The organism is Brevundimonas vesicularis, assembly GCF_032067225.1.
Classification (GTDB): domain Bacteria; phylum Pseudomonadota; class Alphaproteobacteria; order Caulobacterales; family Caulobacteraceae; genus Brevundimonas; species Brevundimonas vesicularis_F.
Genome location: NZ_DAMBJX010000049.1, coordinates 4,096 through 15,889 on the forward strand (window position 1 = coordinate 4,096; position 11,794 = coordinate 15,889).

9 protein-coding genes are annotated in these 11,794 nt (G+C 66.2%); 4 read left to right on the top strand and 5 right to left on the bottom strand.

Features of this window, described 5'->3' with window-relative positions:
* Together RT123_RS12170 and RT123_RS12175 are read right to left on the bottom strand one after the other, a co-directional pair.
* On the bottom strand, positions 1 to 142 hold a 142-nt coding region (locus RT123_RS12170; RefSeq protein ID WP_313009403.1), incomplete at its 3' end, for a YnbE family lipoprotein.
* A 77-nt stretch (positions 143 to 219) separates the two neighbouring features.
* Complete coding sequence (locus RT123_RS12175; RefSeq protein WP_313009392.1) at positions 220 to 3,426, bottom strand: YdbH domain-containing protein; 3,207 nt, start codon at positions 3,424 to 3,426, stop codon at positions 220 to 222.
* 318 nt (positions 3,427 to 3,744) lie between these two features.
* Here RT123_RS12175 and RT123_RS12180 point away from each other — a divergent pair, with 318 nt between their 5' ends.
* Positions 3,745 to 5,100: a M23 family metallopeptidase gene (locus RT123_RS12180; protein ID WP_091751342.1), complete on the top strand. Its 1,356-nt coding sequence runs from the start codon at positions 3,745 to 3,747 to the stop codon at positions 5,098 to 5,100.
* Between the two features lie 3 nt (positions 5,101 to 5,103).
* Here the strand turns inward: RT123_RS12180 and RT123_RS12185 are convergent, their stop codons facing one another.
* The 3 genes from RT123_RS12185 to RT123_RS12195 form a co-directional block, all read right to left on the bottom strand.
* Positions 5,104 to 6,780: a TadG family pilus assembly protein gene (locus RT123_RS12185; protein WP_313009393.1), complete on the bottom strand. Its 1,677-nt coding sequence runs from the start codon at positions 6,778 to 6,780 to the stop codon at positions 5,104 to 5,106.
* On the bottom strand, positions 6,780 to 7,205 hold the full coding sequence (locus RT123_RS12190) for a TadE/TadG family type IV pilus assembly protein (protein WP_313009394.1): 426 nt from the start codon (positions 7,203 to 7,205) through the stop codon (positions 6,780 to 6,782). Before RT123_RS12190 ends, RT123_RS12185 begins: the two co-directional genes overlap by 1 nt.
* Positions 7,206 to 7,481: 276 nt before the next feature.
* Positions 7,482 to 8,189: a response regulator transcription factor gene (locus RT123_RS12195; protein ID WP_066625181.1), complete on the bottom strand. Its 708-nt coding sequence runs from the start codon at positions 8,187 to 8,189 to the stop codon at positions 7,482 to 7,484.
* A gap of 339 nt (positions 8,190 to 8,528) precedes the next feature.
* On the opposite strand from RT123_RS12195, the gene RT123_RS12200 reads away from it, so the two are divergent.
* The 3 genes from RT123_RS12200 to RT123_RS12210 all read left to right on the top strand — a co-directional run.
* On the top strand, positions 8,529 to 9,119 hold the full coding sequence (locus RT123_RS12200; RefSeq protein ID WP_055807932.1) for a hypothetical protein: 591 nt from the start codon (positions 8,529 to 8,531) through the stop codon (positions 9,117 to 9,119).
* Between the two features lie 180 nt (positions 9,120 to 9,299).
* A complete protein-coding gene (locus tag RT123_RS12205; protein WP_313009397.1) occupies positions 9,300 to 9,947 on the top strand; it encodes a hypothetical protein in 648 nt (215 codons plus the stop codon).
* Between the two features lie 9 nt (positions 9,948 to 9,956).
* On the top strand, positions 9,957 to 11,794 hold a 1,838-nt coding region (locus tag RT123_RS12210; protein WP_313009398.1), incomplete at its 3' end, for a hypothetical protein.

Genomic DNA, 11,794 nt, shown 5'->3' on the forward strand with positions numbered 1-11,794 from the left:
CCAGCCGAACGCGCACGTCGGCGTCCAGCTTGGCGTAGATCTGGATCGGCGCGACCTCAAGACGGATGGTCGGGGCGCAGGCCGCGAGGGCGACGACGACGGCTCCGAAACCGAGGCCGGCCAATTGGCGCTTGTGGATCATGACGTGGGCTCCGGTTCGGCCGAGGGTGATGTCTCTAATAGCACGCCGTCCAATGAACGCGCGCTGAATGGTGAAGTTCAATCGGCAGGCGCCGGGACGGGCGCGGGCGTCGCATCCTGCTGACCCTGGCGAGCGCGATTGACGGCCAGTAGATCCGAGATCAGCTGGTTGGCGTTCAGGGTCGTGTCCAGCGTCAGATCGATCTGGGTGTTCGACGGCAACGGCAGTTTGCGGCTCAGGAACTGGCGGCTGATCAGTTCGCCGATCGTGAGCCGAAGCTCCTGGCGCTTGGGCGGATCGTGGCGGCCGCGAATGTGAAACAGGACCGCCAGACGCCCGCCGTCCAGGCTGTTCACATCGGCGCTGAGCTGGTCGAAGGACAGGTTCTCCATCGCCTGATAGGCCAGGTCCTCGACGACGTTTTCCGACACCTCGCCGCCTCCGCCGCTGGCGGCGACATCGGTCAGGACGTCCCGCTTGATTGACAGGCGGCCCGGCTGGACCGCCTCCAGCTTGCCGGCGGTGATCTTGAGCCCGCGCTTGGGGTCCATGATGAAGGGCAGGTGGCCCGAGACGACGGCGTCCAACTGAACCTTGTCGTCAAAGCCGGTGTCGGCGACAATATCGCCCAGCTGCACCCGATCCAGCACGATCACGCCGCTGTAGGGCTGGGTCGCGTCCAGCGGGACGGTGAAGGGCTCGACCGAGACGGTCCCGCCGCCGGCGACGACCTGGGCGCCGTCGATCAGCACCCCAGCCTCATTGACCGAGAAGGTCACATCCAGCGCCGTGACGGCCGTGCCGACGGCGAGGCTGTCGGCCGTCAGCTTCTGGTTCGGGGAGGTGATCAGGGGCGTCAGGCTGCTGAAGACGATGTCGCCGCGCAGGCCCTTCACGGCCCCGACCGGACTGACGAAATCCAGGCCTGGCGTTACCAGATGGCCGCTGGAGGTCGGTTCGGCGTCCTTGGTCCAGTTGAAACGGCCGTCGAAGCTGACGGCGCCCTCGACCGGCGACTGTAGGAATTCGGCGGCCAAGGGGCTGAGCATCGCCGGCTGAAGCCCATGCTCGGCGAAGGTCACGTTCGGAGCGGTGATGACGATGCCGCCCGATCCGGTGCGGCCATCGTGCGCCAGGGTCAGGCGGCCGAGACCATAGGCGGCCGCCGCGCCCGTGCCCTTCAGATCGAAGGCGCCGCTCCAGCGTTCGTTGGCTAGCGTCGCAGATCCTGTGGCGGAAAGCGGTTCGAAACGTTCCGGCGTCAGGGCGTCGATGACGCGGGCGGCGGCCACATTGGCGGTCAAACCGATGCCGGCCTTGGTCCCATCGACGGTGACACGGCCCGAGGCGTCGGCGAACCGCATGCCGAGGAAGGGCGCCTGGGCCGAAACCTGACTGAACCCGCTCGCGACGCGCCAGACGCCGTCCTTCGACGTCAGCAGCGGACCACCCTGGGGACACAGTTTGCCGGCGACCTGATGGACATCATTCTCGTCCAGCTCCAGCCGCTCGACGGTCAGGTCGACGCAGTCGGATGTGGCATAGGTCAGCCGGCCGGCGTTCAGGGCCAGGACGCCACGTGTTCGAGCGTCGATGCCGCGCGCCAGATCGAAATCCAGTCGGGCGCGACCGTCCAGCGTCGCTTCGAACCCGCCTTCGGTCAGGCGCCAGTTCGGGATCGCGACGGACATTTCCGGCAGGCCCTTGCCGCGCGTTGCGGTCAGGGTCAGCGCCCCGCCGCCCAGCCGTCCCGGCTCGGCCTGATAAGCGCCGCCCTGACCCTGAGCCACCGTCAGGACGCCGCCGTTGGCGGGCGTCAGGGTGACAGGACGCGACAGGGATACGGTCGTGCCGGCCGCGCCCGTGGCGAAGCGGAGGGCGGGCGCGTTCAGGGCGAAGCGTCCCAGCGCGCGCTTCATCTCGGCCAGCTCGGCGATGTCGTCGCGGCCGACCGCGCCGAACAGGGGCCAGGCCCCGTCCGCGGCGCGAAGCGATCCGTTCGCCGCGATCTGAACCCCGCCGTCACTGACCACGTCCAGATCCAGGTCGGCGCGGCCGCGCTTCAGCGCCAGGTCGCCGAAACCGAAACGGTCGAAGGTCGCGCTCAATGGGCCTGTCGCCTCGAAGGCCGAGTCCTTGCCGCCCAATGCCAAATCGCGCGACGTCAACGACAGTCCGGCGATCGTCGTCTGACCCGTCCGTCCCGAACCGGCGGTCAGGGCCAGCGGCCCCTGCATGCGCCAGCGCACGGCGTCGTCGCGCGACACCGACAGCTTGCTGCGCGTCGCCGTCGCGGCGACATCCGCGATACGCAGGTCCGCGCCCTCGACGGCCGCCGCCTTCAGCGCGGTCGTGACTTCGCCGTCCAGCCGGAAGGTTTCGATCCAGCCGGAGACGGCGCCGTCGAACCGGGCGGCGACATCGGCGCTGCGGGCGCTGAGCGTCGAGGTTCCCAGGCGCTCGCCGGTCAAGCGGGCGTCCAGAACCGCCCGGCCGTCGCCACGCCGCGTCTTCAGATCCGGATAGGGCAGATCGCCGGTCAGCGTCAGCGCAGCCCCCTGCCCCCGCGCAGCCGGTGTCGCGAAGCTGTTGGCGGCGGCCGACAGCTTGATCGCTATCCGGTCGCCGGTTGTGGTCAGGTCCAGCAGGCCGGACAGGCCCTGAGCCTCTGTCGCGCTACTCTTCAGCGCAGCCGTCGGCAGACGCGCCGCCAGCCGCATCAGCTTGCCGTCGTCGATCCGGGCGTCAGCCAGCAGATCGACCGGCCCGTATTCCGTGTTCAACCGCCCACGACCGCCCTCGACGATGACCAGGGGCCCGCGCGAATCCGGACGCGGCGGTCCGCCTGTGAACTCCTTGATCAGCGGATCCAGCGACCCGAACGACAGCTTTCCACCCTTCCAACTGGCCCGGACGACCGGTCGCAGCAGGCGGATGCGGCTGGGGGTCACGCCCAAGCCCGACCTGGACCACGGCAGGGCGACGGCGTAATCGACCTCGGCCCGCTCGACCACGACATCCGGATTTTCGGGATCGCCGATGCGGATGCGGCCGACGAAGCCGTCGATCTCGATCCGCTCCACTTCGACATCGGCCGGGATCCCGCGCTGGTCCAGCCAGCCGACGAGGACATTGCGCGCCACCGCGCGGCGATTGAGGTAGATCAGGGCCGCCACCACGCCGATCAGCAGCGCTAGGATCAGAACGCCGACAGCGACGGCGCGCAGGACGCGACGGGTCTTGGCCTGCGGCTTTGGCTTTGGCTTGGACGGTGTGTCGGTCAAACGGATCGATCGCGTGATTGAAACAGCGGGCCGTCCACCTTGGTCATCCTTGTCTCCAGCACAAGATCAAAGCGTGACGGTCGGTCGTCGGCGCCCGCTTCCTGCCGGTCAAGCTGGGCCAGATAACGGCGAATCGATTGGTCGGGATCCCCGCACCGTCGAGCTTTGTCTGACGCACGTTAACCGTTTGTAACGGTCTGCTTTCCAAAATGAGACAAGCGCGGTATAGGACCGCCTTCGCGCCACGGGCGATACGGCGCGATCTTCGAGAACGAGTAAAGCTTTGGCGCCGAAGGCGTCGCAATACGACGGGGACCGATGGCTCAGTTCGACCCACGCCGCCAGCCGACGCGGCTCGCGCCGCATATGCTCACGGCGGCCGCTGCAATCTCGGTGGCGATGCTCGCTGGTCGAGCTTATCAACCCGCTCAGGCCGAAGAAGTTCCCGCCCTGACTTCGGCTCAGATGGCGGCCATGGAGGCCAAGGCCTTCGCCGCCGCCAATGCGCCCGCCGGCCTGACCGCGCCCGAGGCCGTCAACGTCCAGATCCGCCGTGGTGAAACCTTCGAACAGGCCGTGCGCCGCACCGGCGTCGCCCCCGAAGAAGCCAGCGCCGTCGCCGCCACCGTCGCCAACGCCTTCGACCTGGCCGATCTGCGCGCCGGACTGAAGTTCGAAACCGCCATCGCCAAACCGCGCAACGGCCGGGGCGACGCCCGCCTGATCGGCCTGACCATGCGCACCGGCCCGGCGTCGCAACTGACAGTGTCGCGCAGCTTCGACGGCGCCTTGCGCCTGCGTTCGCTGGAAGAAAAAGTCACCCATGAGACCGTCGTCCTGAAGGGCGATGTCGAGCGCAGCCTGTCGGCCAGCGCGCGTGAACTGGGCGCCACCGCCTCCATCGTCCGTTCCGCGAGCCGCCTGTTCGCCACCAAGTTCGACATGCAGCGCGACATCCGCGCCTCCGACGAGTTCACCATGGTCTTCGACCGTGAAGTGACCGAGGCCGGACGCACGGTGGACGTGGGCGACCTTATGTACGCCGAACTGCGCGGCGTCACCTTCTATCGCTTCAAGCCCGCCGGCGCGAAGGAAGCTCAGTTCTTCGACTCGAACGGCAAGAACCTGCGCTCCGCCATGATGCGCACGCCGCTGCAGAGCTTCCGCCGCGTGTCGTCCAACTTCGGTTTCCGCACCCACCCGATCTCGGGCTACAAGAAGATGCACCAGGGCATCGACTTCGCCGCCGGAACCGGCACGCCGGTCGTGGCCCCCGCCGATGGCGTGGTGGTCGAGGCGCGCCGCTGGGGCGGGTATGGCAACTGGCTGCGCATCCGCCACAACAACGGCCTGGAAAGCGGCTACGGCCACCTGTCGCGCTACGGCTCGGGCATCCGCGCCGGCCAGCGGGTCAGCCAGGGTCAGATCGTCGCCTACGTCGGCTCGACCGGCGCCTCGACCGGTCCGCACCTGCATTATGAGCTGTGGCGCGGCGGCCAGCGGATCAATCCCGCCGGCGTGCGCACCCAGGAAGGCACCGAACTGGCCGGCGCTGACCTGACCGCCTTCCGCGCCGAAAAGGCCCGCATCGACCGCATCATCGCCTCGGGCGGTCAAAAGCGTCCGGCCATGCAGCAGGCCTCGGCCGAAGGCCTGCGGCCCGCCCGCGGCTAAGGTTCAGCCGACCAGACGCGGGGTCGCGCGCCCCGGTGTCGGGCAGGACAGGCCGTGGACCGTCACATCGGCCTCGCCCAGCTTCAGGCCCAACAGGTCCAGTACCGGATTCAGCGCGCCGTCCAGCACCGGCCCCAGCGGGTCCAGCAGCCGCCCCAGGGCCTTGGTCAGGTCGCCGAGCCCCATGCCAAGGCCGATCACGTTCACATCCACGTCCAGGCGCGCCAGCAGGCTGGCCGCCGCACCGCTGGCGAAGCCGCGCGACGCCATGGTCTTGGTGCGCTGATTGTCGATGTCGCCCGCGTCGAACCTCAGCGATCTGAAACCGGCGTCCGCCGCCTCGACATCGGCCTTGCCGGTGATGCTGACGAGGCCCAGGACCGACAGCAGGGTCGCGCGCTGGGGCGTCAGCGGGGTTTTGAAATCGCCCAGCTTCGCCTCGTCCACCACACCGATCGATGCGCGCGCCAAGCCCGGCCGCACATCGACCTCGACCGCGCGCGTCGGATCGCAGGACAGCGACTTCAGTCGCGCCTCGGACGCCGCCAGTTCGATCAGGATCGGCAGTTCGACCCGCGCCAGACCCGACAGGGATTGCGCGGTCTTGGCCCGCACATAGAGCCGCGCCTGGGCCGTGTGGATGATCGGCTGGCCGTCAGCCGTCACCGTTACCCACGGAGAGCGATTGGGCCGTTCGCCGATCGCCAGGCTGGTCTTCAGATCCGCCAGCCCCGCCGGCACGCCCAGGTTCAGCGCGATCTGTCGATCCCCGCCCCCGACCTCCAGCATGGCCATGACCAGATCCATGGCCGACACCGAGGCGTCCAGCCCCTCGCGGATCCCGTCCGGCGCGCGCGCCTCCAGCCCGATCAGATCGCCCAGCTTGACCTTTGTACCGACCGAGGCCGAGGCCACCTTGCCCAGCGCCCCGCCGTCCTGGCCGCCCGCCACCCGCTCCAGCACCCTCAGCGCGCGGCCGGCGTCGACCTGGCTCGCCAGAAGCCGGTCGTAATCCCCGAGTTCGACGCCCAGATCGGTCGCGAGGGCGTCGGTGAACCCCAGCAGATTGACGTCGAGATCGATTAGACGACGATAGTCCATGACGCTGAGCGAGACCTTGGACCCGGTCAGGCCGCCGAGCACCTGATTGGCCACGCCGCCGTCCAGTCGCGCCAGGCGCGACCCGATCGAGATCATGGCCTTGGGCGTCCCGCCGCCCGTCGTCGCCGTGGCCCGGCGGGTGACCCGCACCTGATCGCGGCCCAGCAACAGCGGCGTGAAGAACATCGGCGCGCGACTGGTGACCTCGACCCGCGCGGCGTTCGGCTTGATCCCGCCGGTTATGAACCGGTCATTGCGCGCCTTGGCCGGGTCGGGCGTATAGACGCCCAGCGCCGTCGCCACCGTGACCGAGACGTCGGGCGCGACATTGGCCTCGACCGTCGCCTGGGCCGCGCGCGAGACTGCGCCCTCGCCCTGCGCCAGGTTTCGCACCGCAGACAGCGCCGCGAGATCCGCCGCCCCCTGAACCCGGCGCGTGTGCAGAACCAGAACGCCCAGGTCGATCACCGCCGCCGTGAACAGACACAACAGGCCGCCCGCGACCGCCGCGATCACCGCCACCGCCCCGCGTCGATCGGCGCCGAACCGGAGCCGCAGACAAGGCGCCCGGACACTCATCAATAGTCGCCCACATGGATGACCGCCGAACGCCGAATGACAGACGGCGGACGCGGCAGCATCCCGCCCAGCGCCATGATCAGACTGTCGCTCGCGTCATAGACGACGACGACCTGCAGGCGGCCGGCGTCCTCCATCACCTCGATGGTCGTGTGATCCGGGTTCAGCGCCACGCCCCGCACCGCCTCGCTGACCTCGCGCCGCGCCAGGCCGTCGCGCTCGATTGGATCCAGCCCCCCGATCGCCGCCCTGACCCCCTCCGACGCCAGGGCCTGAACCGACTGGGCCATCAGAAACCAGCCGCCATAGACGACGATGCCGATCAGCAGCAGGACCAGAATCGGCCCCACCAGCGCAAACTCAACCGCCGCCACGCCCTCGCGCCCGCGCCGCCTTGCAGAAGGAATGGGTCCGAACGCCCGCATACCAACCTCACGATTACCATCATGGGTTGTATATCAGGCACAGTTAAGCGTTCGTGTGGCCGGCGCCATATCCATTCTACGGCTTCTCGCAGGTACAATCGCGCGCGAATACCAAGGCATCTGCCCGGCGCCAATAGCGGGCCGGGAGATTGCCACGAAAATCGGACCGCCCCTGAAGGTGTAGCTCGATCAGCCGCTGCGTCGCGGACCGAACGGCATGTTCACGCAATGGCCCGCCAAACGGAACCTACGTCTCCGCCCGAATCTTGCCCTTGCCTAAAGACCCGCGAAGTCCACAGCCTTGGCGAATAGTTCACCACGACTGCTGACGTCCAACTTGCGATAGGCATGCTTGATGTGAGTGCGCAGTGTCTCGATGGAGATGTCTTGCTTTTGAGCAATACGCCCCGTCTCCATCCCCGCCAACATCATCGTCACGATGTGTTTTTCGCAGGGTGTCAGGTGGTGAATCTGGAGCATTGCTTCGTACGAAACACGGTCCGCCATTCGGTGTGCGGCAAACCCGATGCTGTCGTCATCGCCCGGTATCAGTTGCTGGCAGCGCAAAAGCCATTGTCGATCCGCATCCGTCGATGTGACGGCATAGATCGCTTGCCCGGGCACAGCGTCTCTCAGAAGGCGCGCCAGCGCTGCAGCCGTCTGAGCACTGTCGGAGACAAGATGGTCGTCAATGAGCCGGAACACGCCGGCGTCCTTCAACATTCGATAGGCGGCTTCGTTCGCCCAACCGATACGTCCCGATCGCGATAACAACATCCTGGCGCGAGGATCGATGTTGACCCAAGCCGCGATGGCGCGAGACCAGGGCGGTATGAGATCGGCGTCATCGTCGAAGTTCAGGTTCGCCTGTCGCGGATCGCAGTCGCCGATTTCACTCCCGACAGCAAGAAAGCCCGTCACGCCCACAATCATCTCAACCCTCCCTCGTGGCTGGGCCTCGATGCTCGACACGTAAACAGCCATTCCAAGCGTCGAGCGTTCTCAGGCGCAGTTCACCACACCGTCCTATCCACAGACCGGGGCAATTGACATACCCGAGTTAGGGGAGTGACGGCCGTCGAAGCCGATCCAGCTCAATACCGCTCGCCAAGTGGCGTCGAACTTTTACACCGCCACGCTGGCGCAGCTTCAAGCTGTGTCCTTGCACCACCAATAATGATGCGCAGATCGACTAAGCAATCATCGATAGTGTCTTTGACGATGCGACGCCGCCTCCAGCGGTGAATAGATGATGACACCACGACATTGTGGCGCCCACCCAGTCTCATTGGGCGGGAAAATATTGAAAAGCTGGAGGATAATATGCGGACCTATATTATTGCAGCGGCGACTGCCGCTGCGGCCTTGCTGGCGATGCCGGCGGTGTCGAGCGCACAGACCAATGTGACCGTCTCGACCACCGTGACCAACTTCTGCGGCATCGGCTTGGCCAATGTTGCAGGCGGAAACGTCGCGGTCGCCAACGGCGTACGTCAGAAGGTCACCACATTGCGGATGTCGTGCAACGCCGCCAGCGGCGCCAAACTGACATCAAGCGCCGCCAACGGCGACTTCAAGTCGGCGGCAGGCAAACTGATCAACTACGATTGGGATCTGTCCGTGCCGGAAATCCCCAGCCTGGGCTTTGCGGCCAACGACACCTATCCTGGCGAACCTGCCCAAGTCACCAACTCTGGCGGCTACAGCCAAAAACTGGCTGACGGCGTCTTCGGCGATCTGTTCCTGAACCTCTGCTACAACGTCCCCGGCGGCAGCGGTGTGGGCGGAACGCAGGGCGATCCGAGCAACCCCGGCTCTTCGGGTTGCGCTGCCTCCCCCTCGGGTCCAGGCGCCGCCTCGGCTCCGGCCGGAACCTATACGGAAACCTTCACCTTCTCGCTCGATCCCGCTTGATCGTCGCGAAATGCAGGGGCCGCCCTCGGACGGCCCCTGCTTCTTCGTGAGAAGTTTGACAACACAACGGGGGCAACGATGACACGTCGTGTATTCGCGACACTGATGGCCGCAGCGGCTTTAACGACAGTCCTGATGGCAGGCGCGACTGCACCGGCCGAGGCCATGGACGTTTCGCCCATGATCTCGAAGATCACGCCATCCGGCAATGGGTCCAGCTATCGGATGACCGTCAGGAACGACAGCGCCACACCAGCGACGGTCGAAATCGAGACCTATCGCATGCAGGTCGATGATAACGGCGCCCGGTCTCTGGTCGAAGACGACAAAGACATTACGGTGTTTCCTGTCCAGTCCGTCATCCCGGCCAATCGCGAGCAGGTGATCCAAGTCCGCTACACGGGCGACGCTACCGAAGAGGGCCGTATGTATCTGGTCCGCGCAGCTCAATTGCCGATCAATATGCAGACAACGCCGAGCGACGGCGGCGTCGGCGCCGACATTCAGGTCGCCTTCACCATCAATACCTATGTGTTCGTGGCCCCGCCCAGAGCGCGCGCCGAAGTGCAGGTCACTGCGGTGTCGCGCGAGCCGAACGGCGACGTCATCCTGACCGCCCATAATTCAGGGACCGGCTTCGCCTATATCCGTGAGTCCAGGATCATCCTGAAGACGGCGGACGGACAGTCGCATGAGGTGCCGGCCGCCGAAGTGGATGTCGGACAGGTCAGCGTGATCGCCGGCGGCGCCACGCGGCAGGTGAAGATACCGGCGGCCCTCGCCGCATCGGCATCCGGCGACCTCACCGCTTCCATCGTGCTGCTGTGAGGACCGGCTATGGCCCGCAAGTCCCTCAAGGGCGGGCGGTCCGGAGCACGAACCGCCTTTCGCCGCATCGGGGCCGTCGCCTGCATGGGAGGCGGATTGGCTACCGTGGCGCATGCCGCTCCCGTCGTGCTGACCGATGAAGTCATGCGCACGGCCCCGCCGGACTATTCCGCCATCACAGCCATTGATCGAGGCGAAAGCGAACGCCCAGTCACCGAAGCTTCGCCGCCCATTCAGGACCAGTCTCCTTCGGTCAGGCCGTCCTCGGTCTTTACGCCGATCCAGGGGCCGCTAACGCTCGACGGCAAATATCTTGGCGACATCAGCGGCTCGGTCGACGCCCAGGGCCAGGGATTGGTGGATGCGACAGCCCTGCTGGACCTATTGCGGCCTCAGATCGGGTCCGAACTCTTCACCACCCTGTCAGGCCGGATCGCGACACAGACTAAGGTCAATATGGCGGACCTTGTCAGCGACACCTTCTCTCTGACCTTCGATCCCCTGTCTCTGACCTTCGTTGCGACATCCACGCCGGAAAGCCGAGCACGGCGCGATGTAGGCTTCTCCCAGACCCCGGTGATCGACCCTGCCGCCTTCGATCAACCGGCGGACTTTTCGGCCGGCGCGAATATCACCCTGGCCCAACTCTACTCCCACACCGACACTCGTTTTTCGCCGCTGCAGGGCGGCGTCGACTTTTTCGCCAATCTCGGCGGGTTTGACGGCGTCACGCTGACCACCGGCGTCGATTACGACGGGAACAACACACAAGGCCGCTGGCAGCGCCGCGAAATCCGTCTGACCAAGGACATCTTCAAATCCGCCGTGCGTCTGACCGCCGGCGAGTTCGCGCCCCCTATCGACAGTTTTCAGGGCTCGCAAAGATTTTTGGGGCTATCGGCCGCACGCGCGTATTCAACCATTCGACCCTTCCAGAACGTGCGTCCCGCAGGGCGCCGGCAGTTCATCCTAGACCGTCCGGCCTTGGTCGTCGTCGAGGTCAACGGCGTGGTGGCGGAACGAATCCGCCTGGACGCCGGCCCCTACTCCATTGGCGACTTTCCCTTCGCGCAAGGCGCCAACACGGTGCGCCTGCTCGTCGAAGACGACAGCGGTCGGCGCGAGATCGCTGTGTTCGACCTGTTCGGCGGCGCCGGGCTGCTGGATCGCGGCGTGTTGGATTTCGGCGTGTCGGCCGGACTGCTGGAGGAAGGCGGAGATCTTCAGTACGGCTCGACGCTGGCCGCGAGCGGCTTTGTTCGCAAGGGCCTGTCCGATGTTCGGACCGTCGGCGTCAACGCTCAGATCGCCGACCGAAAGGGGCAAGCCGGCGCAATAGCGACATGGGGTTCCAAACTGGGTCTGATCCAGGTGAGCAGCGCCGCCAGCCACAACGGCGACACCGGAAAAAGCGGCTACGTCGCCTCTGTCGACTATCTCCTCGAAAGAACTTTGGGCAAGACCGCTGATGCGCGCCTTGTGGCGTCGGCCCAGGCAACCAGCCGCTATTTTCAGAGCGCTTTCGATCCGTCCGCTTTCAACAACGAGAAATGGCGCGCCGCCGCGCGGCTGCTTGTGCGTTTTCGTGACTATTCGATCAGCGGCGGCGTCGCCTTCGTAAAGGGTCGCGAACAAAAAGATCGCACCGATTTCAGCCTGGGCCTGGGCCGCACTTTCCGTCGTTTCGCGGTCAATCTGGCCTGGCAGCGCGGGTCCACCGAAGATGGCCGCGACGAGGACCGCTTCGGACTGACGCTGACGTCGCGCTTCGGCGGGCGCTGGAGCACCACCGCGCGCTACGACACCGACAACGACCTGCGTGAGGTTGGGGTGTCACGCGCATCTTC